The sequence below is a fragment of the Chryseobacterium sp. Bi04 genome (genome assembly GCF_918698085.1).
Lineage (GTDB): Bacteria > Bacteroidota > Bacteroidia > Flavobacteriales > Weeksellaceae > Chryseobacterium.
The window spans coordinates 1-25,315 of record NZ_CAKKLP010000003.1; the positions used below are offsets into that span (position 1 = coordinate 1).

The following is a 25,315-nucleotide window of genomic DNA, read 5'->3' on the forward strand; positions in this document are numbered from 1 at the left end:
TTATTTTATATATTTAGTATTTTATCTATGCTAAAATACTAATTTCTTTTAATATTTGCTACTTTATATGTTAAATTTAAATATTATTGATAATTAATAACTCGATGTGATATAGGATTTCAGAAATAAAATGGGATAATTAGCTAATAGTATAAGAAAAGATAGTGTACAGCGAGATGAAAGCCTTTTGATAATTAAATAAGTTTGAAATCTGGAATATGATCTATATTATATTTTCATGTTAGCTAATGGCTGATGTCTTGTGGTGTAATTATGATGCTTGTTAATATCATAAATAAAGGTTGAATTAAATAACCTGCTGCACAATAAAAACCAAGATTTTTCATTTCTTGATGTATGGTAAGGGAACAGAAATAAAGTTTTTTTACTTTTGGAATCTTAAAATACAAACTTTTTTAAAACAGTTCAATATGAAAAAAATTAGCGTAATTGCATTAGTAGGAGTAGGATTGCTTGTAGCATCATGTAATAAAGGAAAATCTGCAGATACTGCGGCTACAGCTCAGGAGCAGACGGTTGCAGAAAGCAAAGGAGAAGTATTGGCAGTAGATGCTGCAACTTCAGTAGTAAACTGGAAAGCTTATCACAAAGGAGGTATGGCACCTCGTTGGGGAACACTTAGTGTAAAATCAGGAGATATCAGCGTTGATGGAGGTCAGGTTTCTGCAGGGAACTTTGTGATCGACATGAACTCTATTAAAGTAGATCCGGCTTCAGTAACAGAGAAGGATAAAAAACCGGCAGATCTGGAAACTCACTTGAAAACCCCTGATTTCTTTGATGCGGCGAAAAACCCAACTTCAGAATTCAAAATTACAAGTGTTGCAGATTTAAAAGAAGCACCAAAAGATGCTGTAGCAGGAGCTAACAAAACGGTAAGTGGAAACCTTACTTTATCAGGAAAAACAATGAATGTAACTTTCCCGGCTAAAGTAGATGTAGTAGATAATACAGCTTCTATTCAGGCTAAATTTACTGTAAACAGAGCGGATTGGGGGCTTAAATTCGGTACTTCAGAGGCAGATCCTGCAGAATGGATGATCAGCAAAGACATCGAGATCGGCATTGATGTAAAAGCTAAAAAATAATAGACTGACCAATAATAGAATACAGAGCTGCTTACTAAAAGCAGCTTTTTTTTTGTATGCATATCTTTAACTTTTTTTAGCAGTTTATAACACACAGGCGGCATTATTTTTTCTCTTTATCAGGGTAACCTTAAAATCGTAAAATCATGTCGAAAAAAATTGCAATTCTTGCCACCAATGGCTTTGAGGAAAGTGAACTGAAATCACCGAAAGAATATTTGGAACAACAGGGATGGACTGCCGATATTGTAAGTCCAAAGTCTGGTACCATTAAAGCATGGGCAGAAAAAGACTGGGGAAAAGAATATGAGGTAGATAAAACATTGGATGAGGCTGCAGCTTCTGACTATGACGCTTTGGTTTTGCCTGGCGGAGTGATTAATCCTGATCAGCTAAGAACAAATGGGCAGGCACTATCATTTGTAAGAGATTTTTTTATACAAAATAAGCCTGTTGCAGCTATCTGTCATGGGCCGCAGATCTTAATCAATGCAAAAGTTGTGAATGGAAGAAATATGACGTCTGTGAATTCAATCAGTAAAGATCTGATCAACGCGGGAGCACATTGGGAAGACCGTGAAGTTGTTGTAGATCATGGATTGGTAACGAGCAGAACACCAAAAGATTTACCAGCCTTTAATGCTAAAATGGTAGAAGAGATCAAAGAAGGACAACATGCCGGACAGGGTTTGTAACCATACTGAAGCACGGTATAAAGGACCCGGTACTTTCAAAGCCCGGGCCTTTTTGTGTTGAAAGGAATGGTATTTATCAGGAGCAATCTTTTTATATTTGCTAAAAATTAATATTGAAAATAATTATCTGCCTGCTGATTGTAAATGTAGTCACATTCTGTGTTTTTGGGTTTGATAAACTGAAGGCAAAGAAAAACCAACGGAGGATTTCAGAAAATACCCTTTTAGGACTCTCACTTGTAGGCGGAATAATCATATTTAACCATAAAACCTCTAAAAAATCATTCCTGATGAAATTTATCTTGGTGGTTCTTGTTGATCTTGTATTGCTTTACAGGTTTGTAAGACACTGATAGGATTTCTTATTGCAAAAGTTGATCGTTCAGTTTTTGATAACAGACCGTTCCCAGGTTATCATTTGTTATAAAGTTGCCCATGATATTCGGAGTCATTTCAGATAAGCATTTATTGTGAGTTATCGTTGTTTTTAATCCGGTATCTGCTTTAATATCATATGCTTTAAAATTCTTGAAAGAATTTCCTCTTACTTCATCATAAAGAGATCCTCTTCCCATAATATTAATGCCTATAGAAGTGGTGTCGTTTTCAGGATGATCATAGAGTAAGAGGTCATTATCCACAATTTTGTTTCCACGTGTCAGTGCTGAACCCTGCGCATTATTATCCAAATATATTCCGTATCCCGGTTGGGAAAGAGCGATGTAATTGCTGTTGATATTCCAGTTATTGCAGTTTTCTGCTATGGTAATTCCACGATGTCTGCAAAAATCAATGATATTGTTTTTAAAATTAATCTGTGAGGCATTTTCGGCATAGATTCCTTCGTAGACATTGCAGATGATCGTATTGGTAATTCTCAATCCTTTTTTCGGGGAAGTGCCTTCAAACCAAATGCCTTTGCTGCCCGGGATATCATAATGGCCGTTAATCGTAATTGACGTGTTGTTAGAGATTTCATTATGGGCAGATAGCCCTTTAACATGGATTCCCACCTTACAGTTTTCGGCTTTTACGGTTTGAATTTGTGAGGAAGACATATCATTGACTTCTAACGCGGTTTGGTATCCTCTGATCGTTAGGTCTCTTAAAAGAATGTCATGGATATGATTTTCCAATGTGCCATTCACTTTAATTCCAGTGATGGTATTGGGAGATGTGGTGTACCATATGATATTATAAATTCCAAATCCCTCAAGAACCACTCCGGAGGTATTGAGAATAATGCCGTCATTGTTGTTGGTGATCAGAAATGGAGGGAAGCTGATATTGCTTTTCACAGAAGAACCTTTAATTTTAATAGCTTTATTGATCTGTAGCGGACTTCGGAGCATATATCTTCTATTGTCTAAACGTAAAACCTGTCCTGTTTCCATTTCATTGATGAGCTGCTGGATTTCACGGGAGTCATCTGTATTGCCATCGCCGTATACTTCCGCAATTCTTATAGAAATATCATGGGTAACAATTCTTTTATAATACACGGTAGACTCATCATTATTGATTTTGGTACGGTACAGATAACGGCCATTGGCAGGAACCGGTTTAGTCTGTTTCCTGAAATTAACAAGTTCCCCGCTGTATTGATCAATCAGTGTTACAATTTCTTTATCTAAATCAGGATCCTGAGAATCAATGAATTCATTAATGGTCAGTATGCTTAAATTATTTGTCATTTTTTTTGTTTTTTTAAAGAGATGAGTATTTGGTGCTGTTTTATAGGAACAAAGGTAAAATTGACCAGCGTCAGAACTTGACGCAACATATTTTTTTAGTGATTATAAATGGGAATTATCTAAATTTCTCATTATGAAATTGTTAAATATTGCATAAACTTTTTAATTAATTCATTTTAAATCACTATTTTTGCACCCGTAAAAATCCTATATGCAAAACATTAGAAATATTGCGATTATCGCACACGTTGACCACGGGAAGACGACTTTGGTTGACAAAATCATTCACGCTACCAATATTTTCAGAGAAAATCAGGAGAGTGGAGAATTAATTATGGATAACAATGATCTTGAAAGAGAAAGAGGGATCACGATCTTATCCAAGAATATTTCTGTTACTTATAAAGACACAAAAATTAACGTAATTGATACTCCTGGTCACGCTGATTTCGGTGGAGAAGTAGAGAGAGTATTAAAAATGGCTGATGGAGTTATTTTGTTGGTGGATGCGTTCGAAGGACCGATGCCACAAACAAGATTCGTACTTCAGAAAGCATTGGAACTAGGTTTAAGACCATTAGTTGTTATCAATAAAGTAGATAAGCCAAACTGTCGTCCGGACGAGGTTCACGATCAGGTATTCGACTTATTCTTCAACCTTGAAGCCACTGAAGAACAATTGGATTTCCCAACATTCTACGGTTCTTCTAAGCAAGGTTGGTTCAATACTTCACTAGAGCAGACTGAAGATATTTTACCATTATTAGACGGGATTTTACAATATGTTCCTGAACCGAAAGTAGCTGAAGGAACTCTTCAGATGCAGATTACTTCTCTTGATTTCTCTTCTTTCTTAGGAAGAATTGCGATCGGTAAAGTAACAAGAGGTGAGCTTAAAGAATCTCAGTGGATTGGGCTTGCTCAGGCAGACGGTAAAATTGTAAAAGGAAAAGTAAAAGAACTTTACGTTTTCGAAGGATTAGGAAAGAAAAAAGTAACTGAAGTACAGGCAGGAGATATCTGTGCTGTAGTAGGATTTGATGCTTTCCAGATTGGTGATTCATTTGTAGATCTTGAAAATCCTGAGCCATTGGAAAGAACGGCTATCGATGAGCCTACTTTGAACATGACGTTCTCTATCAACAATTCACCTTTCTTCGGAAAAGATGGTAAATATGTTACTTCTAATCACCTGAAAGAAAGATTAACGAAGGAATTAGAGAAAAACTTAGCATTAAGAGTTCAGCAGACTGATGATGCCAATACATTCCTTGTATTCGGTAGAGGTATTCTTCACTTGTCAGTTTTGATCGAAACAATGAGAAGAGAAGGCTACGAAATGACCATTGGTCAGCCACAGGTGATCCTTAGAGAAATTGATGGTGAAAAATGTGAGCCTTATGAATCTTTGGTTGTTGATGTTCCTGAAGAATATGCTTCAAGAGTTATCGACCTGGCAACTCAGAGAAAAGGAGATCTTCACATCATGGAAACTAAAGGGGAAATGCAGCACATGGAATTCGAAATTCCTTCAAGAGGTTTGATCGGATTGCGTTCTCAGATGTTGACAGCTACTGCTGGTGAAGCTATTATGGCACACCGTTTCACAGAATATAAGCCTTTCAAAGGAGCTATTCCTGGAAGAAATAATGGAGTATTGATCAGCAAAACTCAAGGTCCTGCTACAGAATATTCAATTGCAAAATTACAGGACAGAGGTAAGTTCTTTGTGGATCCGGGTGAGGAAATCTATGCAGGTATGATCATTGGAGAACAAAACAAACCTGGAGATCTTGTGGTAAACATTGTTGAAGCAAAACAGCTGAACAACATGAGAGCATCAGGAAAAGATAAAGATACAGGAGTTGCTCCAAAAATCTTATTCTCTCTTGAAGAATGTATGGAATATATCCAGGGTGATGAAGCAATCGAGGTAACTCCAAACTTCATCCGTATGAGAAAGAAAATCCTTTCTGAAGAAGAAAGAAAAAGAATGGAAAGATCAGCGAAAGCGTAATCAAATATTCTTATATAAAGTTAAAGCCCCGATTTATCGGGGCTTTTTGCTTTTGTAGCGGTATATTTAAAGATAATGCGTTTTTATTTATCCCTAATTGTTGTGTTTGTTTTTCAGCTATTCCAGGGTGCTTTTTAATGTTTTTTTTATTTTATTGGTTTTTAATATGGAAATAATTGTATGTTTGCTCATGCAGCAATGAAACTACCAAACGCTGCCATAGATAATAAAAACATAGTATAATTATAAAATAATACAATAAATGGACGTTGCAAAAGCTGCCTATAAAAACGATATAAAAACTGTTATTATTGCATCATCTGTAGGAACATTAATTGAGTGGTATGATATGCTGCTTGCTGTAATTCTTGCAAAAGTTCTTTCCATAAATTTATTCCCATCGGAAGGTTCTCACTTCCTGGAGACCCTTGCCATCGTAGGATCATCGTTTATGTTCCGCCCGATAGGATCCCTTATTTTTGGAAATATCGGAGATAAAATAGGGCGAAAATATTCCTTCCTTATTTCATTGGTTTTAATGGGAGCTTCCACATTCTTAATTGGATGTATTCCTAATTTTTCAAGCATTGGCTGGGCTGCTCCGGTTCTCTTACTGCTGTGTAGATTGTTTCAGGGATTAGCTATCAGCGGCGAATATGCCGGCGCTGTCATTTATGTAGCGGAACATGCCCCAATGGAAAAACGGGGATTTTATACCGGATTTATTCAGGCTACAGTTCCCATAGGGCTGTTGGTTTGCCTGGGTGTTGTTTTTATAACAGAAAGTACAATGTCTGAAGCTGATTTTAACCGTTACGGCTGGAGAATTCCATTTCTTTTAAGTGCTGTATTGGTGATTTTAAGCTATTTTATACGAAAAAGACTTCATGAAAGCCCTGTTTTTGAAGAGCTTAAAAAATCCGGGAAAACAAGCAAATCACCGGTTAAAGAAGCGTTTACAACGAAAGGGAATGTGAAAACAATGCTGAAAGCTATTTTCGGAGGCAATGCCGCACAAAGTTCAGTGATGCAGACCAATCAGTTTGTTGTATTTTTCTTTTTGCAGAATACGGTGAAGCTGGAAAATACTACCGTTTTACTGATTACCGGAATAGCCATGTTTTTAAGTGTATATTTTTATCAGTACTTTGGTGCATTGAGTGATAAAATTGGACGTAAAAAAGTGCTTATCGGAGGCCTGGTTTCCAGTCTTATTCTGATTCCGCTGTCTTTTTATCTTTTTATGAAGATAGGAAATCCTCAGGGTATTAATGAAGTGCACTCAGTCAGCACCGAAGCCACATTGAAAATCGTAGGATTGAGCTTTCTGCTTTCAGTGGCTGCAGCAGCTACTTATGGCCCTTTGGGAGCTTTTATGCTGGAAATTTTTCCTACAAAAATACGATATACAAGTATGGGGTTTGCCCAGAATATGGGAAACGGTTTTATTGGAGGTGCTACAGCATTCGTAACAGAATTTATCAAGACCAGCTTTGTAGTAAGCGCATTTCTTTCGCCATTTATAGGATTAGTTTACCCGTTATTTCTTGTGGTTTTAGCCATAATAGTTAATATAGTATTCATTCCGGAAACCTATAAGACTGATCTTACGAAAGTGGAAGAATAAAGCGGTACAGGTATTGCTGACGGTGATTTAAATTCTTTTGTGGATGAACTTGTTCACACTTTTTATTTTAACTACAATCGAAGATTCAACGTAGTCAAAAGTTACAAATTTCTTGAATACTTAAGTTTAATAAAGTTGTGAAAATAAGCTTATTAAAGCCCACGTAAGTTAAAAAATCAAAGTTTTTTGCTTTAGTGTACTTTTTATTTTCAATCCGTTTAAACTTAAAATAAACTAAAGTGTTTATAACGTTTCACTCAGCTTTTGTGGCTCAATTTTTAATGGGTTTAAACAGGCTTGATAGCTAAAACAATGCAGAAATTATTTGGAACATTAAAAAAGATATTTCAAATTCGGATAATCATCTTTATATCATTAGTTTTGCATTTTTAATATCTTAGAATCTTTCTTCAGATCAATATATGAGAATAAATAAATTAAAGCTTATCGTTTTATTAGGAATTTTTGCGTCTTACAGCACCTCATGTTCCGTTCAGAACAATGTTGTAAAGACACCTCCCACTAAAAACAGCACAACAAAACCCAACATTAATACAACCCAGCCAAAAGAACCTGTAGTGGTAACCAAGCCCAAAACAGGAGTTCCAGCAGAAGAAACGTTCAGAACCACTCTTCCGGAAATTAAAAGAGAATTCCGGGGAGCATGGATTGCCAGTGTTGCAAATATCAACTGGCCTTCAAGAAATAACCTGACCGTAGATCAGCAGAAAGCAGAAGCCATCAGTATGCTTGATATGCTGAAAGATAATAATTTTAATGCCGCGATCTTCCAGATCAGACCTTCTGCAGATGCTCTTTATACCAGTAATATTGAACCCTGGTCGTATTTTTTAACCGGTGAAACAGGAGCAGCTCCTTATCCAAACTACGATCCGCTTCAGTTTTGGATTGAAGAAGCTCATAAAAGGGGATTGGAACTTCATGTCTGGTTAAACCCTTACCGTGCCCATCATTCCAACGGAGGTTCGGTAAACAGCTTGTCCATGGCCAATAAACTTTCCGATATTGTAGTAAGATTAAAGAATGGAATGTATTGGTTTGATCCGGCTAATCCTAAAACACAGGGCCACGTTTCCAATGTTGTAAAAGATATTGTGAAAAGATATGATATTGATGCAGTGCACTTTGATGACTATTTTTATCCTTACGCTACGTATAACAGAGGGGCAGATTTTCCCGATAATGCAAGCTGGAATGCTTATATAAGCAACGGAGGAACATTGTCAAGAGCAGACTGGAGAAGAGATAACGTAAATAAATTTGTAGAACGTATCTATAAAGAAATCCATGCTGAAAAGAGCTATGTAAGATTTGGAATCAGCCCGTTTGGAATCTGGAAACCGGGATATCCGGCAGGAATCGTGGGGTCTTCACAATATGATGAACTGTATGCAGACGCCAAATTATGGTTGAATAAAGGATGGGTAGATTATTTCTCACCACAGCTGTACTGGCCGATAGATTCAAAAGGCCAGGGCTTTGAAGCGCTGTTAAGCTGGTGGCAGGCAGAAAATACCATGAACCGCCATGTATGGCCGGGATTAAATACTGTGGAGATCAAAGTTTCTGACCGCCCTGCGGAGATTAAAAACCAGATTGAAATTTCCAGAAACATCCTGAAAAAAGATGCCGGAGAAATCCACTGGAGTATTGCCGGGCTCACAAAAAATCCAAATATGCTTCCGGTCCTTAAAAACGGACCTTACAGTGAAAAAGCTTTAGTCCCTAAAACACCATGGATAAAAGCTGCTCCACTACAGGCTCCTACACTGTTCATTACAGATAACGGAAGTTCTGCACGGGTAAACTGGAGCACCAAAAATATCGGTGAGGTTTTTCAATGGGTACTTTTTACACAGTATAACGGACTGTGGGAAACCGAAATTGTAACACTGGATACCCTTTCCAAAGATATCCCAAAGTTTAAGGATGGAAAAAAATTAAATGCTCTAGCCATCAAAGCTATTGACAGACTTGGAAATGAAAGTGATTATATTGCAAAAAAAATCAAGTAAATTTTTTGATACAAAAGAGCTGTGAGAAGCTGAGAAATATAAAGGATCGTTATATCAATTGATGCCGGTCTATCTTTCAGAGATTTTTGATTTTACTCTACCGTAACAATAAAAATGTATAAAATCTCAGCGTTTTTGTGCTCACTCACAATATTAAACCCGGTTCTGAAATAAACCGGGTTTTATTTTAGAATAACTATAAATTATTAATTTAAAATAATGAAAATCAGTTAAATATAAATATATTTTGATTTTATATATAAAAACTTAAGATATTGTCGGAACCATTTTTGCATTATAAATCCCATAATCACCAAAATATAGCATTATGAATACGAACAGACTTTCCGCAAACATGGAAAAAGCACTTAGTGACCAAATGAATAAAGAAATTCATGCATCACACGTTTTTTTATCTTATGGAATTTGGGCTGATGACAAAGGATATCAGGGGATTGCCAACTTTCTGTACAGACATGCTCAGGAAGAACGGAATCATTCAATAAAATTCATGGAATATATTCTAAACAGAGGAGGTAAGCCAAAAGTAGATGCCATTCCTGCTCCTCCGGCGGATCCTGAAACACTCACCGCGTGCTTTGACGGAGTCTTTAAACATGAAGTGGATAATACAACGGCTATCTACAGGATTGTAGACCTTTCCATGGAAGAAAAGGACTGGGCGACATGGAATTTTATGCAGTGGTTTGTACAGGAACAGATTGAAGAAGAAACACTGGCTCAGAACTTAATTGATAAATTGAAAATTGCAGGGGGTGACAGGGCAACCGACGAATCTTTATTTACTTTAGATAAAACGTTACAGGAAACCCCGAATGATGTGCCATTGGCGCAGAATGCCACGGGAGATAATCCCTGAACCCTGTTTATTAAAATAAAATTACCTGAAAATCTGTCAGAATGCTGGCAGATTTTTTTATTATGAATCTCCCTTTAAAATCACTATCTTTGCACACTCATAATTCAAGGTCCGGTATTCAACAGTAAAAGTTGGAGAAAACTTGAATTACAATTGAACCTTAAACTTTGAATTTTACAATATGAAATGTGGAATCGTAGGCCTGCCGAATGTAGGTAAATCAACTCTTTTTAACTGTCTGAGCAATGCAAAAGCTCAATCAGCAAACTATCCTTTCTGTACTATTGAGCCGAACCTTGGAACGGTTTCTGTACCGGATCAGAGATTGTTTGAACTGGAGAAAATCGTAAAACCTGAGAGAGTTTTACCGGCTGTAGTTGAAATCGTTGATATTGCGGGTCTTGTAAAAGGAGCCAGCAAAGGAGAAGGATTGGGAAACCAGTTCCTGGCCAATATCCGTGAGTGTGAAGCAATCATCCACGTTTTAAGATGTTTTGATAACGGAAACATTATTCATGTTGAAGGTTCTGTAGATCCGCTAAGAGATAAAGAAATTATTGATATCGAATTACAGCTGAAAGACCTTGAAACAGTAGGAAAGGCAGTTGAAAAAGCAAAAAAATTCATCAAGTCCGGAAAGAAAGAAGATTTATTGACGTATGAAACACTTCAAAATCTTCAGAAATTCCTTGAAGACGGTAAAAATGCAAGAGAATTTGCTATGGATGATTTCGCAAAATCAGTGATTTCAGAAGTACAGCTTTTGACCAACAAACCTGTACTTTACGTTTGTAATGTTGATGAAAATTCCATTAAGAACGGAAACGACTGGATTGGTAAGATTGAAGAAATGGCTAAAAATGAAGGTGCTGAAGTTGTTGTTTTAGCGGCTCAGATTGAAGCTGATATTAATGAATTGGAAACTTTCGAAGAAAGAGAGATCTTCCTTGAAGAATTAGGTCTTACAGAACCGGGCGTAAACCGTTTGATCAGAAAGGCTTATGACTTATTAAAACTTCAAACGTATTTCACAGCAGGAGTAAAAGAAGTAAGAGCCTGGACTATCGGACAGGGATGGACAGCTCCTCAGGCAGCAGGAGTGATCCATACAGATTTTGAAAAAGGATTTATCCGTGCCGAAGTAATCAAGTATGAGGATTATATGACTTATGGTTCTGAAGTAAAGATTAAAGAAGCCGGAAAGCTTTCTGTGGAAGGTAAAGAATATATCGTTCAGGATGGTGACATCATGCACTTCAGATTCAACGTATAAGAGAAAAAATATTAAAGTTAGTTTGTAATAAAAAAACGCTTCCATGAATTTGGGAGCGTTTTTTGCATACGCTTGTCAAAAAATGATGATGAAATCTATATATTTTTCTGTTGCTTGTATACTGCTTTTTTCCTGTTCAAAAACTGTAGAAGACAGATGTTTTATAAGCCTTACAGACCAAATATTTGAAGGCTATAAGGAACAAAAATCTTATACTGTAAAACAGATTCTTGATGAAAAACCGGATTATCTTGAAATAGTAAATCTTACAAAATATAGAGATTTTAAGAAAGACAGCACTGAATTGCATGCTTATACTAATTCTGATGAAGAGGAAAAAAAATGGAAAGCGCAGGAAGAAGAATTTAAAATATTTCATGAGAAATTTTCAATGCAATTTTGGTACTGCAGCCAACAAAAAATTGGAAATATCTTATATGGATTAGCAAGAAATAACTTAGGATACTGGTTGCTTAAAATTGAAAATGATAAACCTTCAGCGTATTTTATGGGGTTAAGTTTTAGTCATTATTATTTTAATGTTGTTCAGAAACAGCCTATTATAGACGGAGATTATCTTCAGGTTGAAGGGAGCTTGGTGAAAATTATCAAAGTTCCGGGACTTCCGGGGTATGATGATTATTCGGCAATGGAAGATGGAAAATTATTTAAGATAAAATTAAAATATTTGTTACAGGATTCTGATAAGGACGGTTACAATGATATTTTTGAGAAAAGCTTTGGATTGAATCCTAATAATGCAGATACAGACAGAGATGGAATTAATGATTTTGCTGATACGAATCCTTTATTTAAATCAGAAAAAAATAAATTTACTCAACTTTATGAATTAATGTTGCCGAACTATGGTGATGTAAAACTTGAGCAAATGTATTATAGCTTCGCTGTTTATAAAAATGATTGTGATTATTTTCATCAGATAAATCCTAACCAGAGAGTATTATTTGTACCTGAAAATAGAAGAAAACAAACTGCTTATACCAGGATCACTGATGTTTTTCAAGGGAGTATTTCAAAAATTAAAAAAGATGTAAAAAATCCTAATAAGTTTTATATTTATGTATCAGGAAGCAGTTTCACAAATGATTATGCTGCAGAATATCAGAAAGGAAAATGGGTTATTCGTAATATTGGAGGAATTAGTATTTAGTAATCCGAATATATCTTTATCATAAAAAACGCTTCCATATGGGAAGCGTTTCATTATCATTATATTATTCAAGTTCTATAGGTCCCGGCTGGCACTGTGGCTCTGCACAGCTTAGAGAGTATCTCTTACATTGTAGGTTTGCAAGTAAACACATTTCTTTTCCTCCGGTGATAATTCTTAGTTCTTTTTTGTTTAATTTTTTCCCGTTGTTTAATGTTTGATTTTTCATTGTCTTGATTTTATAGGTTAGTTGTTATAGGTATTTTTTTAAATAGTATTTATATTATGGTAATATTGGACCTGGAACAAATCTGCACTGTCTCTCTGCACAGCTTGCTCCAACGATTCTGCATAAACCTGTCATAAGATCAACACATTGCAGTAAACCGCCAGTGATGGTTCTCAGCTCTTTTTTGTTTAATTTTTTTCCTTTGTCTAAGTTTCTGTTTTTCATAGCATTTAATTTTAGTTGATAGGTTGAATGTATTTTCAGAAGTTGTATGAACTTCACACAATAAACTGTTATATATTATTCTATAAGTTGTGGTCTGCATATTTTTTGAGCACAGCCTACGGAAATCGTTGTATAGTTTCTGGGATCATCCGGTGGATACGTCTCACATGGCCACTCAGGACATAATACAGGCTGCATGCAATCAAGCATACCACCGGTAATCATTTTTAGCTCTTTCTTGTTTAATTTTTTCCCGGCTTGTTAAATTTGGTTTTTCATAGTTTTGATTTTTAGTAAGTTACTGAAGACTAAGGTAGTAAAAATTATTATAGTATATCACTTTATATAGAAAAGAATGAAATAATTATTTTACTTTTATATACATCCAACTTTGTATATTTGAATTTTACAAATCATCTGCTATGGAAAAGATAGCTCATACTTCACTGGAAGATTTTTATAAAGAAATGGCAGCCAAGCTGGGACAGGACCTTGAAAGTATTTTCCCAAAAGGTCTCCATAAAGACATCGGACATTTTAATGTTTTTGATATTGCCCAAACTATTGAAAGGATAAAAACAACCTCAGAAATGCCTTACAATAGAAGGAAGTATTATAAAATAAGCTTTATAAGAGGCAAAAACAGGGCTGAATATGCCGATAAAGTCATTTCAATACACCAGAATGCTTTATTATTTGCAACCCCTAAACTTCCTTACCACTGGGTTCCCGAATCTCCTGAACAGTCAGGAAGCTTTTGTGTGTTTACCGAAGATTTCTTTATAAAAGATAAATCCTATAACAGTCTGGAAGATCTTCCTATCTTTCAGCCGGGAGGAGTGCCTGTCTTTGAAATTGATGATGAGATGGCTGAAGAAATTGAAATTCTTTTTAAAAAAATAAAAAAAGAGATCGCTTCAGACTATATCTATAAATATGACCTGATCAGGAATTACGTACTGGAACTGATTCATTATGGACAGAAACTGCAGCCGGCATCCAATATTTCAACTTCAAACGATGCTTCCATGAGGGTGGTTTCTTTATTTATAGAATTGCTGGAAAGACAGTTTCCTATTGAATCTACAGAACAGAGACTGCAGTTGAAGACGGCCAAAGATTATGCGGACCGATTGGCTGTTCATGTTAATTACTTAAATAAAAAGCTGAAAGAAAATACAGGGAAAACAACTACCGAATTTATTGCAGACCGCATTATCCAGGAGGCTAAAATCCTTTTAAAACAAACTAAATGGAATGTTTCTGAGATTTCTTATGCTTTGGGTTTTGAAGAAATTGCCCACTTTTCAAACTTTTTTAAAAGAAAAACAACATTTGCCCCATTAGAATTTCGTTCATGATTTGAATTTTGCAAATTTCAGATTGATTCAAGCAAACCGTTGACGCTGAAAATACCCCAACTTTGTAACATCAAAATAATCAAAATAAAATGGACACAAAAACAAATATTGCGCTGGTAACCGGAGGAAGCCGGGGATTGGGTAAGAATTCTGCACTTAAAATTGCTCAAAAAGGATTGGATGTCATTATTACCTATAGAAGCAATAAAGAAGAAGCAGAAGCTGTAGTAGAGGAAATTAAAGCGTTGGGAAGAAAGGCAGCCGCTTTTCAGCTGGATACAAAAGATATCAGGAGCTTTGACGGATTCGTAAAAGAAGTTACGGATCATTTACAGCAAAATACAGGAAGTCCAACTATTGATTACCTGATCAATAATGCAGGGACAGCTTTATATTCACCTATTACCGAAGTTACTGAAGAACAGCTTGATGATATTGTGGATATTCATTTCAAAGGTGTATTTTTCCTAACTCAGAAATTTTTACCGTTTATCAATGATGGAGGAGGAATTGTAAATATTTCTTCAGGGCTGGCAAGATTTGCTACGCCGGGATCATCTGTTTACGGTTCTATAAAAGCAGGGGTAGAAATGCTGACAAAGTACATGGCCAAAGAGTTGGGAAGTAGAAAAATTAAAGCTAACGTAGTGGCTCCAGGCGCGATTGAAACAGATTTTGGAGGAGGAAGAGTAAGAGATGATAAAGATATAAACGCCGTAGTTGCAGGGGCTACAGCCTTAGGAAGAGTTGGACTTCCTGACGATATAGGTGGAGTAGTGGCATTTTTATGTACCGAAGACGCAGGATGGATCAATGGGCAGAGAATTGAAGCTTCGGGAGGAATGTTTTTATAAGCACTCTGAAATGATATAAATAAAGAACCAACCCTGAGAGGGCTGGTTCTTTTTTATTTGTAATAACGTTTGAATCTAGTTTATTGGAAATACAGGATCCACTATTTCGATGGGATCAACGGGGGTAGGTGGCTGGCACTGAGGTTCTTTGCAACCCGGTCCGTAGTACTGGCAGCGTGTACCGGAAATGATACATCTTACAAGCCCTCCGGTGATCATTTTCAATTCTTTCTTATTTAACTTCTTTCCTTTGTTTACTGTTTGTTTTTTCATGGTTTTAATTTTAAATGAGTATGCTGAATATTATTGGGGTCTGCATATTTTTTGGCCGCAAAAAGGAGAAATCATTGAACAGCCATTCTCATCAACATGAGATTCACACGGTTCAAGATGCGGAGGACAGATTTCCTGAGCAGGCATACAGTTCAGCATACCTCCGGCAATCGTTTTCAACTCTTTTTTGTTAAGTTTTTTTCCTTTCGATAAGATTTTCGTTTCCATAGTATATTTATTTGTTTGATTTTCACTAAGATATGTAAAATAGTTGAAATATATCACATTGTGTGGATAAAATTGAGAGGTTGTCTACTTTTATATGTTATTTTCTGCTTAATGAAAATAAGAGAAAACAAAAGAACCGACTGTGATCAGGCGGTTCAAAGTATGATAAATATAAAGGATAAGCAGCTAAACTTTTGAAAGGTTTTCAATAGCTTTTTCCAGTGTTTCCTGTTTCTTGGCAAAACATAATCTGATGACATTTTCATTGATTTTGTTTTTGTAAAAGGAAGAAAAAGGAACACTTGCCACTTTGTGTTCCACCGTTAGCAGGGTTGCGAAGTCAAAATCATTTTTATCAGAAATCTTATTGTATTTGACGGCCTGGAAGTAAGTTCCTTCACAATCCAGTAATTCAAAAGAAGTCCCGGAAAGGCCTTCTCTCAGAAAATCTCTTTTTTCCTGAAAGAACTGATTAAGGTGAGTATAATGTTCGTCATTTTTCATATATTCTGCCAGGGCAAGCTGAATAGGAGTGTTGACACAGAAAACATTAAACTGATGAACTTTTCGGAATTCATCGGTTAAGTTTTTCGGTGCTGCACAATAGCCTACTTTCCAGCCTGTAACATGGAAAAGTTTTCCAAATGAGGCTACCAGCAGGCTTCTTTCCTTAAGTTCGGGATGCTGGCAGATGCTTAAGTGCTGTTTCCCGTCGAAAACAATATTTTCATAGACTTCATCGCTTAAAATAAGAATGGAAGTATCTTTTACAATGTTGATAAGTTCCTGAATATCATTTTCTTTCAGGATCTTTCCGGAAGGGTTATTAGGGTTGTTAAGAATGATCATTTTCGTTTTCCCGCTGATCAGCTTTTTTGCATCATTCCAGTTGATCTCATAGTCCGGAGCTTTCATCTCAAAACGCTTTACGACACCTCCGAAAAGTTCTACCGTAGGCTCATAACAGTCATAGGCAGGTTCAAAGATAATAACTTCATCTTCTTTTTTTATAAAAGCGGCAATTGCTGTAAAAATGGCCTGAGTACCTCCTGCGGTAATGGTTATTTCTGTGTCCGGATGATAGGTCGCCTGATGGCTGTTTTCAATTTTCCGGGCAATTTCTTCCTTTAATCCAATCATTCCTCCTAAGGGAGCATACTGATTGAACCCTTTTTTTATGAAATGGTCTACATGGTTTAAGAGTTCCATATCAGGCATAAAGTCAGGAAAGCCCTGAGAGAGGTTGATGGCTTCATTCTCATTGGCCAGCTGTGTCATCTGGCTGAAAATGGTAGTTCCCACATTGGAAAGTTTTGATAAAGGAAGTTGTATCATAAAACGATTTTTTCAGTATCGAATTTAATGAAATATTTAAAACAGTTTGAAATGATCGAGAATTAAATCAAGAATTCTCTCTGAATCTGAATTTGATTTGGGTTAATAAGAAGCGCTATTCTCATAGAAACTCAGCTTATGGCGATAGATTTGTAGGTTAGAAATTAAATAAACATTTGTTTAAAAAAAGATGCTTTTTTCTTTTTACTTCGTTGGAAGATACCTACATTTGGTAGACCAATAACCCATTAAACCCATGAAAATGAAGATTAAGAAGATTGACTTTCCGCAAAAATCGGTGTTAGCTAAAGACCAAAAGGATTTTGATTATGTTGACAGCTTTGCGGGTGAAGTAATGAACAGCAAGTCAGATATTGACATCTCAGAAGTTGGGAAAGCTTTTTTTATCAGTGGTCCGCAATGGGGAAAGAAAATGTTTGCCTTCAGGAATAAAGTGGTTGGATTATTTGGATTAAAAACAGGAGCAGATCCTGATAAGGCTCAGGCTGCTGATCACTTTCAGTGTGAAGTGGGGGAACGTATGGGGATTTTTACAGTATTTGAAAAAACAGAAAATGAAATTATACTGGGAGAGGATGATAAACATCTCGACTTCAGAGTTTCCCTGCTGCTTGATAAAATCCAGGATGATAAGACTGAAAAAGCACTGACCATTTCTACGACTGTAAAATTTCATAACTGGCTGGGAATCTTATATTTTTTACCGGTTCGCCATTTTCACAGACTGATTGTTCCGGCCATGCTGAAAAATGTAATCGGTAAGCTGGAAGCCAGATAGAAATTGGGAAGTATCATCTATTGATCATCAGTTCCTGCATCTGGTGATATTGTATTGCTTTTTCTTTTAAAGGATTATTACTCCATTCTTCCCAGATACATGTGTAAGGATCATACCCACATTTCAGCGGTGCTGAGTATATATTGCCAGGTTCATCCAGATAGGCCCGGCAATCGGTACATACATGACGGAATTCGCAGTCTTTACACTTTGAGATTTTATCTTTACTGAGAGTCCAGTATTTTTTGAAATCCGGCTGGGTTATAGCATCTTCCAAAGAGGTATCCTTTATATGGCCAAAACTTTTTTTCATGCTGGGGCAGTTTTTAATATGACCCTTAGTGTCGATACCAATTTTCCGGTTAAGACAACTGTTGAAAGCCAAAGATTCGGTAAAGGTTGTAATATTAATGGAGAATAAACTGCTATCGATAACCCCACAGTGAATTTCGCTGTCAATAATCCTGTCAGTCTGCAATATATAACCAGTTCCGTGACTGCCTTCCTTATAAATTTTTGTTACATTGGTTCCGGTAATGGTAAGACTGCTTATTTTTTTATGTTTCCTGACAAATAATTCGATGCTTTGATAAAAAAGATCTTCATTTTTACAGGGAAGTATAATCTCCACGGATTTTATTTGTGAAGGAGTTATCATACTCATTATTCTTTCTAATTCATTCCAGGATGCTTCCTTAAAGAATCTGAACTGAATAAAATTACAGCAGAGTGCTTCCAACTGCTCAAGAAATTGGGTGTCGAAATATGGAAGTTCATACTCCGCATCCAGAATACAGTGAGAGATATGAGCCGGAAACAACCATTCTTCAGCCATTTTAGGGAATAATTCTATTTCTTCAGAAGAACAGTAGAATGCAAATTCATGTTCTTCTATGAACTCCAGATACTCATGAAATATTTCTTTTTCATCATCATCGAGCTGTATCAGGATTTCAGGGACATTAATATACCTTTCATCTGTAAATAATGACACCAGAGAATGAGGTACAGGATAAATCTTCCTTCTCTGAAGATCGCAGATTACCGAGCGGGAAGCTCCTTTTACGATGATACAGTGACTGTATAAAAGCAGCAAGTGATCCATAGTTATAATATATGCATTTTAGAATAAGGTTTGTAAAAAGGGTCAGCCTCTGCCAGCTCTGCATTGTACTTACCCAGCTTTAAAGATTCCTGGAAATCACTATTTTTTTTACTTTCAAATACATCTATATTCCAGGTGTGTGAATGTAAAGATAGCTGGCTTTTGTTTTCTGCCATCCAGGTTTGTATTTCTTCTTTTATTTTTTCTTGCTCTTCTTTTTTCATATTTCTTCTTTTAATAGATCAAAAGCAATCTGTCGCTCAATATCATAATTACAGCATTTAGACAACCATTGAAACTGCCCTATAGGATTTACTTCCAGAAAGACATATTCTTTTTCAGGAGTATAGATCATATCAATAGAACCGGAATTCATATCAATGCTTTGCATAAATGAGGTTAATTTTACCTCTATTTCTTTGGGTAATTGATAAGGGACACACCGATTTGGTCTTTCATTATCATAGTTTCTGAAATCAGTTTTTGTTTTTTCGTTGGCTTGTGAGAAAATGGCCATAGTATAAAACTTACCTTTCAGATAAAAGATGCGTAGTTCATACTTCTTTTCGGTATACTCCTGGTACATGGAAAAATGGCTGAACTCTTTTCCATTGTTTTGTATGCTCAGATTTTGAATATCGCTTTTTGAAAGTTTGAGAACGGGTTGATGGATATATACCTCTGAACCTTCTGTATAGGTAAACTGAAATGAATTAAATTCAATATCTTTTGTAATAATTGAATTATGTCTCGCAGAAAAGCTTAATAATTCATCTATATTGTTGGTCACTAATGTTTCCGGTATTTTTAATCCTGCATCATTGGCCAGGCTAAGATTATGCACTTTATTGGTAACATTTTCCTGAAATCTGTTTATCCTTCCTCCTTTTTCGAAAGCTGAGTAGACATTGTCAATCATTCTTTCATTTTCTCTTTGAAAATTATCCTGAATCCGGAAAATCATTTGTTTCAACTTAGTGTCGTGCATGGATAATGTAAATCCCTTATTGCTTTTAAAGTTTCCTCTTCTATACCAGAATTTTTTAATTTCCTTGCTGTTAATGTTCCCCTGGTCGGTAGATAACTCCACTGAAAAGCCTTCTGTATTTGATATTTTAAAACTGATACTTTGAATAACTGTTTCATTATTGATACGGCAGATTTTATTTTTATTTTCCAGATAAAAAATCCAGTCCAGCACATCATTAGTGGATCGGTCATTTTTGTTACTTTGGATCAGGTGCATCATATATTTATTTACTTCTATGACAATCAGTTATAATTAAAATGCGGGATACTTATCGCATCCCGCAATAACTTAGATATTACTAATGACCATTATGCTAATCACTAGTAAGTACCTCCATACCATACATCATTAATAAGATATTCCTTGCATTTAAGAACAGTATCTTCTCTATCAGGGCATCGGACCCATGATGTTCCATGGTCTGGAGAATAAGCACCCTGTGTTGCAATAATAGCTCCTCCTTTGAATGTGCTCATTTGGCTTGTAGTCATTTCTTTGAATTTCAAAGACGTCAAACTTTCTAATTTTTTCATAAATTTTGGATTTAGTTTTACTTCTGTCTTTCCGCCATGAAGTAATTGTTCAGCGTATTTTTTTTACACAGATATAACATGCTTACTGCCATCGGTAGCATAGAAGATTTGAGTGAGGAGAGTACCTCTGTCGTTATAAACGTTGATGTCATGAGTCGAAATATCGGGAACACCGCCATTCATAAATGCCCCGGCGTTGGTTGCCACATTCTGACCGCCTCTAATTTTACCCATCAGGTCATTATGTAATGCTCTGAATTTTTCTGATGTTAATTTTTCTAGTTTCATTATTAAATTTTTTAGTTATCTCTGTCTTTCGCCTTGAGACTGTTGTTCAGCGTACAGTATTCTTCAGGTTCAACTGTTATCCTGATAGTTCCTGTAAGAATTAGAATTATGGTTGTATTACATAAAATAGGATATTTCCAACCCTGTTTTTGCATCCACGAAACTTACATGCTGTAAGCCTCCACCGTTGTCATCCCAGATTAATGTATCAGAGCTGGCAGTCCGTATACCTCCTCCCGGGGTTCCAATAAGAGAGCCGGACCCGGTTCTTTCCACAAGACCTCCTTTAATTTCATGCATCGCGTGACTGTCTAATTTTTTAAATTTTTCTGATTTTAAACTTTCTAGTTTCATGATATTGAAATTTAGTTTTTACTCCTGTCTTCCCGCCATGGAGTAATTTTCAGCGTTTTTTAATTTTTTTTGAGTTTCATTTTGTTTTTACCCCGCCGTATCTTATTGATAATGAGTTGTTATTGTCTATACAAGATTAAATATATTTTTAATGGAAATCAATCTTCACTTTGTAAGTGTAATTGGTTTTTCAATAAGTGTATATAAAGACGGATTAAATGAAAATAGAGACAGATATCTTTAATAGAATAATGCTGACTACTCTGGTTTGAGGGTCTGTTGAATTAAGCATGGATGTTTAAAATACTGAATTGACTTTTGGGTATTATGTTCCTAAAGCATACCCGAAGTGTCATACGATAAGTGTATTGGAAGGTTTCATTGAACTGCATCTTGAGCAGTAAAAGAATAAAATAGAAACGGGCGGATCTGTTTTTACTCCATATGTTCTATTTTCGACAAAAAATCATTTTTTTTGCGAACAGAAACATCCAGTACAGAGTTGTCTGTCATGATTACCTGGCCTCCTTTTCCTTTGATGTACTCTTTAAGGTGAGAAAGATTAATGAGGTGCTTATGATGGATTCTGAAAAAATTATACTCCGAAAGGAATTCTTCAAACTCGTGTAGAGTTTTGGAAACAATAATTTTGGTTTTGTCTGCGAGGTAAAATGTGGTATAGCTTGAATCTGCTTCACATCGTATGATGTCATTAATATCTGTTAATTTAAAGCCTTGCAGAGTAGGTAGACTGATTTTATTTTTCTTCGAAGAACCTGCAGGAATTATTTTATTTTTTTTGATATTTTCTAGGGTCTTATTAACCGCAATGATGAAGTCCATTTTTTTTATCGGCTTCAAAAGATAATCTGCAGCACCATTTTTAATGGCCTGGATCGCAAAATTTTCAAATGCTGTAATGAAAATAATCTGGGAATCTATCGATTTGAATTGAGACAGCAGATCAAAGGCCGTCCCATCTTTCAGCTGGATATCCAAAAAAAGAATGTCCGGTGAATTTCTGGAAAGATAAATATAAGCTTCCTCTATGCTTGATGCCTGAAATATAGTCTGAATTTCCGGAAATTCGTTTTGCAGCAGGAGAGCAATATAATCTCTTCCGTCTTGTTCGTCATCAATGATGCAGGCTTGTATTTTGGTTTTCATGGGGGGTGATATAAATTTTAATTTGAGTTCCTTGTTCGTGTTCCTGTCCTTGCTCAGAAAGGTTTTTAATGACTAAAATGATATTAGTCTCAAAAAGCTGCTTAAATGTTTCAATTCTCTTTTGAGATAATTTTACGCCAAAAGAACCGGATTTTATAATCGTCTGATCTTTGCTGCTTATTCCGTTTCCGTTATCCTCAACCGTTATACAAAGTGACGAACCGCTGTAATCAAACCTGATATCTATTTTTCCTTTCCGGTCTGCTAATGCTGAAACACCGTGTTTTATTGCATTTTCAACAAAAGGCTGTATCAGAAGGGAAGGAATAGTCCAGCTTTTGTCCACGGTTTCCGATATATGTATTGAATAATCAAATTGCTCTTTTAAACGAAGTTTCTCCATGTTCAGATACAGGGAAAGGTATTCCACTTCTTCCTGTATAGGCATGAATGTTTTTTCAGAATAATGAAGTGTTTTTCTGATCATTTGTGAGAAAATATCCAAATAGTTCTCTGTTTCTGCATAATCTTTTTTATACAGCAGAAACTGTATAGAATTGAGGCAGTTGTAAATAAAATGAGGGTTGATCTGTGCCTTTATCGCCTGCAGCTCGAGTTCTGCAATCTTCTTCTCGTAATAAAGGTTTTCCAGTTTCTTGTTTCTTTTTTTCTGAAAATATAAAGTGATCAGGATAAAAAGTATTACAGCTCCCAAAACAATCATCAGGAACTTAAACCACCAGGTCTGCCAGAATTTAGGTTCAATTTTAAAATTAACATCTGTAGAGGTATATGACTGTTTTCCGTTATAGCCTAATCCCAATACCTTAAAAGTGTAAGTTCCTGGTGGTAGGGAGTTTAATATGATCTTAGAAGAACTGCTGGTTTCCCAGGTATCATTCAGGCCTTCAATTTTATACTTATAACTTATTTTTCCCTGTGAAGCATAATCCGGGAAACTCAGGTTAAATACAATGTTATTGTTGGGAGTCTGGCTTGTAAGTTTTTGTTGCAGATTGAAGAATTCCTGACTGCCAATCGTAATAGAATTAATGATCACCTTTTTATGAATGAACTTCTTCTGCGATAATAAATTTCTGATTGAAAGTATTCCTAATCCTTTTGAAGTGCCGGCAAAGAGGGTATCTCCTTTTATGACACATCCCGCTACAACATTTGAAGGCAAGCCGTCAGTCTGTGTGAAATTATTGATCTTTATAGCAGTACCTCGGATCTCAACTCTACTTAAGCCTGAATTGGTACTTGCCCAGAAAACATTTTTATTTTCTACTTCTATTTTTTTGATCTGGCTGGTCAGAAGACCGCTGCCTTGTGTTAACCTTTTTAGAATTTTACTGTTGCTGAAGAGGATAATACCATTTAAATTGGTGGCTCCCACATATAGATTATGACTTAGCTTTTTTATATCTGTAAAATAATAGCCCTCCAGGAAGAGACTTTTCTTTTTTGTCCGGGTGTTCATTTTATAGAGGTCTTTAAAATTTCCCACAAACAGACTGTCCGTATCATAGAGCAGCGCTGTATAAATCCTTTCCTGCTGCAGAATTTTAGAATATGTATGCGCATTGTAATTATAAGCAGTCAGGCCGTCATTCGAACAGATTAATACGGACCCTTGGATATATGGCAGAACATTTTTTGGATTATAATCCGATGCATTTAAAATATATTTCTTTTTAGTGGCTGTGTTGTATTGGATAAGGCTTCTGCTTAAACCAAATATTACTGTATTGCCTTCTGAAAATATAGCTTTATGCTCTATCTTCCTGTTTTTTTCAAAAACAATATCCTTTATGGTATGGGAACGGTATATACCGCTTTTTGCCTCGTTGTATCCTAAAAAAATACCGCTGTCATTTCCTGCAATAGCCGTTATATAAGCCGAATTATTTTTGATGGGCAGATGCATATAACTCTTAAGGAACTTGTCAGTAATAAAATAAATCCCATTGTTTTGGGTAGAAAACCAGATGTTATTATCATGATCTGCCAGGATACTGTTGATGACATATTGGTCTAAGAATTTTACCGGATCAGAAAGCTTCCTGCTGTCCAGTAAGGTCTGTTTGAAATGCAGTGCACCTCCATTTTCCAGGCTTAGCCATATTCCGTAATTTTTATCTATAAATACATGCTGGATATTCTCATTCGTGAAGTAGGTCTGGATTTTTTTAAAAGTGAACTTATCGTGTAGTTTATAAATTTCAATCTTTCCCTGGCTTTTAAAAATGTAAAAGCTATCCTTCCTGTATACCATTGTTTTTTTTCCTAATGGAATATTACAGGATGTTTTCTTTCTGGTGACAATGTCATAAGCTTCAATATTCTTTTTTCCACTTTTATCAGCCAAATAGAGGAGGTGGTTAGAAAGATCGAAAGAAATTGCATGAGAAGAGCCGTCTCCATTAATGAATAACGGGATTGTATTAACCTTTCCGTTCCTGTAAATATACATATTCTTAGGATTGCCGGGTGCATACATATAGATTGCATCTTGATGAATATAAATGCTGGGATTATGTTCAAAATGCATTTTTTTGAGCTCCTTATTCGAGTCTGAATTAATAATTCTGCCGTCTTTCAAATACGCAAAATCATTAAGAAAAGATAAAATGAAAATTTCTCCATTCGATAACTGATGACAGGATAAGACTTCAATGTTTTTTAATCCGTCTGCTTTATTATACTGCTTAAATTCTTTTCCATCAAAGCGAAATAGTCCATTATCACTTCCTATCCAGATAAAACCGTTGAGGTCCTGGCTTAAGGTATAGGTATATGAACTGTTCAGTCCTTCCTCTTCACTATAATTTACCAATCCGGGGATTTGAGCAAAAAATATTGATGATAAAAGAAAAATATAAGAAATTACCAGAAAAATAAATAAATTTTTCACGTGGATATGAATAATAATGTAAAGATATAGTTTGAAGGATAATAATGCAAAATATGAGAGAAAATACTAAAAAACAGATTGAAAAAATTCGGATAATTTTGTACAATTTCGTACT

The 25,315-nt window shown here is 35.7% G+C and carries 27 protein-coding genes; 12 read left to right on the plus strand and 15 right to left on the minus strand.

Going from position 1 to position 25,315, the window contains the following annotated elements; genetic code table 11:
• Positions 1–431 precede the first annotated feature (431 nt).
• From LQV47_RS06195 to LQV47_RS06205, 3 genes are all read left to right on the plus strand, one after another.
• Positions 432–1,109: a YceI family protein gene (locus LQV47_RS06195; protein ID WP_230034955.1), complete on the plus strand. Its 678-nt coding sequence runs from the start codon at positions 432–434 to the stop codon at positions 1,107–1,109.
• 146 nt (positions 1,110–1,255) lie between these two features.
• Positions 1,256–1,804, plus strand: a complete 549-nt coding sequence (locus tag LQV47_RS06200; RefSeq protein ID WP_230034957.1) for a type 1 glutamine amidotransferase domain-containing protein — start codon at positions 1,256–1,258, stop codon at positions 1,802–1,804.
• A gap of 113 nt (positions 1,805–1,917) precedes the next feature.
• Positions 1,918–2,157: a DUF1294 domain-containing protein gene (locus LQV47_RS06205; protein WP_230034959.1), complete on the plus strand. Its 240-nt coding sequence runs from the start codon at positions 1,918–1,920 to the stop codon at positions 2,155–2,157.
• Between the two features lie 9 nt (positions 2,158–2,166).
• On the opposite strand, the gene LQV47_RS06210 is transcribed toward LQV47_RS06205, so the two are convergent.
• Positions 2,167–3,498, minus strand: a complete 1,332-nt coding sequence (locus LQV47_RS06210; protein WP_230034961.1) for a right-handed parallel beta-helix repeat-containing protein — start codon at positions 3,496–3,498, stop codon at positions 2,167–2,169.
• 211 nt (positions 3,499–3,709) lie between these two features.
• On the opposite strand from LQV47_RS06210, the gene typA reads away from it, so the two are divergent.
• The 6 genes from typA (at position 3,710) to LQV47_RS06240 (ending at position 12,502) form a co-directional block, all read left to right on the plus strand.
• The gene (typA, locus tag LQV47_RS06215) at positions 3,710–5,515 is read left to right on the plus strand and encodes a translational GTPase TypA (protein ID WP_230034963.1); all 1,806 of its coding nucleotides are present in this window, start codon (positions 3,710–3,712) and stop codon (positions 5,513–5,515) included.
• Positions 5,516–5,777: 262 nt separating this feature from the next.
• On the plus strand, positions 5,778–7,142 hold the full coding sequence (locus LQV47_RS06220) for an MFS transporter (protein WP_230034965.1): 1,365 nt from the start codon (positions 5,778–5,780) through the stop codon (positions 7,140–7,142).
• A gap of 422 nt (positions 7,143–7,564) precedes the next feature.
• On the plus strand, positions 7,565–9,178 hold the full coding sequence (locus LQV47_RS06225) for a family 10 glycosylhydrolase (protein ID WP_230034967.1): 1,614 nt from the start codon (positions 7,565–7,567) through the stop codon (positions 9,176–9,178).
• A 328-nt stretch (positions 9,179–9,506) separates the two neighbouring features.
• Positions 9,507–10,058, plus strand: coding sequence for a ferritin (locus tag LQV47_RS06230; protein ID WP_230034969.1), 552 nt, complete (start codon positions 9,507–9,509; stop codon positions 10,056–10,058).
• A gap of 181 nt (positions 10,059–10,239) precedes the next feature.
• On the plus strand, positions 10,240–11,331 hold the full coding sequence (ychF, locus tag LQV47_RS06235) for a redox-regulated ATPase YchF (RefSeq protein WP_209802760.1): 1,092 nt from the start codon (positions 10,240–10,242) through the stop codon (positions 11,329–11,331).
• An 82-nt stretch (positions 11,332–11,413) separates the two neighbouring features.
• Positions 11,414–12,502: a hypothetical protein gene (locus tag LQV47_RS06240; RefSeq protein WP_230034971.1), complete on the plus strand. Its 1,089-nt coding sequence runs from the start codon at positions 11,414–11,416 to the stop codon at positions 12,500–12,502.
• Between the two features lie 64 nt (positions 12,503–12,566).
• Here the strand turns inward: LQV47_RS06240 and LQV47_RS06245 are convergent, their stop codons facing one another.
• The 3 genes from LQV47_RS06245 to LQV47_RS22485 form a co-directional block, all read right to left on the minus strand.
• On the minus strand, positions 12,567–12,731 hold the full coding sequence (locus LQV47_RS06245) for a hypothetical protein (RefSeq protein ID WP_167449386.1): 165 nt from the start codon (positions 12,729–12,731) through the stop codon (positions 12,567–12,569).
• A 54-nt stretch (positions 12,732–12,785) separates the two neighbouring features.
• A complete protein-coding gene (locus tag LQV47_RS06250) occupies positions 12,786–12,956 on the minus strand; it encodes a bacteriocin (RefSeq protein WP_230034973.1) in 171 nt (56 codons plus the stop codon).
• 75 nt (positions 12,957–13,031) lie between these two features.
• Positions 13,032–13,166, minus strand: a complete 135-nt coding sequence (locus LQV47_RS22485) for a hypothetical protein (RefSeq protein ID WP_290368639.1) — start codon at positions 13,164–13,166, stop codon at positions 13,032–13,034.
• A 212-nt stretch (positions 13,167–13,378) separates the two neighbouring features.
• On the opposite strand from LQV47_RS22485, the gene LQV47_RS06255 reads away from it, so the two are divergent.
• Entirely contained in the window at positions 13,379–14,317 is a 939-nt protein-coding gene (locus LQV47_RS06255) for an AraC family transcriptional regulator (protein WP_230034975.1), read from the plus strand.
• An 89-nt stretch (positions 14,318–14,406) separates the two neighbouring features.
• Positions 14,407–15,171, plus strand: a complete 765-nt coding sequence (locus LQV47_RS06260) for an SDR family oxidoreductase (protein ID WP_230034977.1) — start codon at positions 14,407–14,409, stop codon at positions 15,169–15,171.
• A 75-nt stretch (positions 15,172–15,246) separates the two neighbouring features.
• On the opposite strand, the gene LQV47_RS06265 is transcribed toward LQV47_RS06260, so the two are convergent.
• From LQV47_RS06265 to LQV47_RS06275, 3 genes are all read right to left on the minus strand, one after another.
• On the minus strand, positions 15,247–15,444 hold the full coding sequence (locus tag LQV47_RS06265) for a hypothetical protein (RefSeq protein WP_230034978.1): 198 nt from the start codon (positions 15,442–15,444) through the stop codon (positions 15,247–15,249).
• Between the two features lie 30 nt (positions 15,445–15,474).
• A complete protein-coding gene (locus LQV47_RS06270) occupies positions 15,475–15,672 on the minus strand; it encodes a bacteriocin (RefSeq protein WP_230034980.1) in 198 nt (65 codons plus the stop codon).
• Positions 15,673–15,858: 186 nt separating this feature from the next.
• Positions 15,859–17,007: a methionine aminotransferase gene (locus tag LQV47_RS06275; protein WP_230034982.1), complete on the minus strand. Its 1,149-nt coding sequence runs from the start codon at positions 17,005–17,007 to the stop codon at positions 15,859–15,861.
• 262 nt (positions 17,008–17,269) lie between these two features.
• Here LQV47_RS06275 and LQV47_RS06280 point away from each other — a divergent pair, with 262 nt between their 5' ends.
• Positions 17,270–17,806, plus strand: a complete 537-nt coding sequence (locus LQV47_RS06280; RefSeq protein WP_230034984.1) for a DUF2867 domain-containing protein — start codon at positions 17,270–17,272, stop codon at positions 17,804–17,806.
• A gap of 13 nt (positions 17,807–17,819) precedes the next feature.
• Here the strand turns inward: LQV47_RS06280 and gwsS are convergent, their stop codons facing one another.
• From gwsS to LQV47_RS06320, 8 genes are all read right to left on the minus strand, one after another.
• Complete coding sequence (gwsS, locus tag LQV47_RS06285; protein WP_230034986.1) at positions 17,820–18,911, minus strand: grasp-with-spasm system SPASM domain peptide maturase; 1,092 nt, start codon at positions 18,909–18,911, stop codon at positions 17,820–17,822.
• Between the two features lie 2 nt (positions 18,912–18,913).
• Complete coding sequence (locus LQV47_RS06290; RefSeq protein WP_230034988.1) at positions 18,914–19,135, minus strand: hypothetical protein; 222 nt, start codon at positions 19,133–19,135, stop codon at positions 18,914–18,916.
• The gene (gene gwsG / locus LQV47_RS06295) at positions 19,132–20,160 is read right to left on the minus strand and encodes a grasp-with-spasm system ATP-grasp peptide maturase (RefSeq protein WP_230034990.1); all 1,029 of its coding nucleotides are present in this window, start codon (positions 20,158–20,160) and stop codon (positions 19,132–19,134) included. The genes LQV47_RS06290 and gwsG overlap by 4 nt, the downstream gene beginning before the upstream one ends.
• Before the next feature lie 101 nt (positions 20,161–20,261).
• Positions 20,262–20,474, minus strand: coding sequence for a hypothetical protein (locus tag LQV47_RS06300; RefSeq protein ID WP_230034992.1), 213 nt, complete (start codon positions 20,472–20,474; stop codon positions 20,262–20,264).
• A 63-nt stretch (positions 20,475–20,537) separates the two neighbouring features.
• Positions 20,538–20,762, minus strand: coding sequence for a hypothetical protein (locus LQV47_RS06305; protein ID WP_230034994.1), 225 nt, complete (start codon positions 20,760–20,762; stop codon positions 20,538–20,540).
• A gap of 117 nt (positions 20,763–20,879) precedes the next feature.
• Entirely contained in the window at positions 20,880–21,116 is a 237-nt protein-coding gene (locus tag LQV47_RS06310; protein ID WP_230034996.1) for a hypothetical protein, read from the minus strand.
• 435 nt (positions 21,117–21,551) lie between these two features.
• On the minus strand, positions 21,552–22,283 hold the full coding sequence (locus tag LQV47_RS06315) for a response regulator (protein WP_230034998.1): 732 nt from the start codon (positions 22,281–22,283) through the stop codon (positions 21,552–21,554).
• The gene (locus tag LQV47_RS06320; protein WP_230035000.1) at positions 22,252–25,122 is read right to left on the minus strand and encodes a histidine kinase; all 2,871 of its coding nucleotides are present in this window, start codon (positions 25,120–25,122) and stop codon (positions 22,252–22,254) included. Before LQV47_RS06320 ends, LQV47_RS06315 begins: the two co-directional genes overlap by 32 nt.
• Between the last annotated feature and the right edge of the window lie 193 nt (positions 25,123–25,315).

Coding starts and splice junctions, on each gene's coding strand:
- LQV47_RS06195 (WP_230034955.1), top strand. CDS start 432: ATGAAAAAAATTAGCGTAATTGCATTAGTAGGAGTAGGATTGCTTGTA.
- LQV47_RS06200 (WP_230034957.1), top strand. CDS start 1,256: ATGTCGAAAAAAATTGCAATTCTTGCCACCAATGGCTTTGAGGAAAGT.
- LQV47_RS06210 (WP_230034961.1), bottom strand. CDS start 3,498: ATGACAAATAATTTAAGCATACTGACCATTAATGAATTCATTGATTCT.
- typA (WP_230034963.1), top strand. CDS start 3,710: ATGCAAAACATTAGAAATATTGCGATTATCGCACACGTTGACCACGGG.
- LQV47_RS06220 (WP_230034965.1), top strand. CDS start 5,778: ATGGACGTTGCAAAAGCTGCCTATAAAAACGATATAAAAACTGTTATT.
- LQV47_RS06225 (WP_230034967.1), top strand. CDS start 7,565: ATGAGAATAAATAAATTAAAGCTTATCGTTTTATTAGGAATTTTTGCG.
- LQV47_RS06230 (WP_230034969.1), top strand. CDS start 9,507: ATGAATACGAACAGACTTTCCGCAAACATGGAAAAAGCACTTAGTGAC.
- ychF (WP_209802760.1), top strand. CDS start 10,240: ATGAAATGTGGAATCGTAGGCCTGCCGAATGTAGGTAAATCAACTCTT.
- LQV47_RS06240 (WP_230034971.1), top strand. CDS start 11,414: ATGATGATGAAATCTATATATTTTTCTGTTGCTTGTATACTGCTTTTT.
- LQV47_RS06245 (WP_167449386.1), bottom strand. CDS start 12,731: ATGAAAAATCAAACATTAAACAACGGGAAAAAATTAAACAAAAAAGAA.
- LQV47_RS06250 (WP_230034973.1), bottom strand. CDS start 12,956: ATGAAAAACAGAAACTTAGACAAAGGAAAAAAATTAAACAAAAAAGAG.
- LQV47_RS22485 (WP_290368639.1), bottom strand. CDS start 13,166: ATGCTTGATTGCATGCAGCCTGTATTATGTCCTGAGTGGCCATGTGAG.
- LQV47_RS06255 (WP_230034975.1), top strand. CDS start 13,379: ATGGAAAAGATAGCTCATACTTCACTGGAAGATTTTTATAAAGAAATG.
- LQV47_RS06260 (WP_230034977.1), top strand. CDS start 14,407: ATGGACACAAAAACAAATATTGCGCTGGTAACCGGAGGAAGCCGGGGA.
- LQV47_RS06265 (WP_230034978.1), bottom strand. CDS start 15,444: ATGAAAAAACAAACAGTAAACAAAGGAAAGAAGTTAAATAAGAAAGAA.
- LQV47_RS06270 (WP_230034980.1), bottom strand. CDS start 15,672: ATGGAAACGAAAATCTTATCGAAAGGAAAAAAACTTAACAAAAAAGAG.
- LQV47_RS06275 (WP_230034982.1), bottom strand. CDS start 17,007: ATGATACAACTTCCTTTATCAAAACTTTCCAATGTGGGAACTACCATT.
- LQV47_RS06280 (WP_230034984.1), top strand. CDS start 17,270: ATGAAGATTAAGAAGATTGACTTTCCGCAAAAATCGGTGTTAGCTAAA.
- gwsS (WP_230034986.1), bottom strand. CDS start 18,911: ATGGATCACTTGCTGCTTTTATACAGTCACTGTATCATCGTAAAAGGA.
- LQV47_RS06290 (WP_230034988.1), bottom strand. CDS start 19,135: ATGAAAAAAGAAGAGCAAGAAAAAATAAAAGAAGAAATACAAACCTGG.
- gwsG (WP_230034990.1), bottom strand. CDS start 20,160: ATGATGCACCTGATCCAAAGTAACAAAAATGACCGATCCACTAATGAT.
- LQV47_RS06300 (WP_230034992.1), bottom strand. CDS start 20,474: ATGAAAAAATTAGAAAGTTTGACGTCTTTGAAATTCAAAGAAATGACT.
- LQV47_RS06305 (WP_230034994.1), bottom strand. CDS start 20,762: ATGAAACTAGAAAAATTAACATCAGAAAAATTCAGAGCATTACATAAT.
- LQV47_RS06310 (WP_230034996.1), bottom strand. CDS start 21,116: ATGAAACTAGAAAGTTTAAAATCAGAAAAATTTAAAAAATTAGACAGT.
- LQV47_RS06315 (WP_230034998.1), bottom strand. CDS start 22,283: ATGAAAACCAAAATACAAGCCTGCATCATTGATGACGAACAAGACGGA.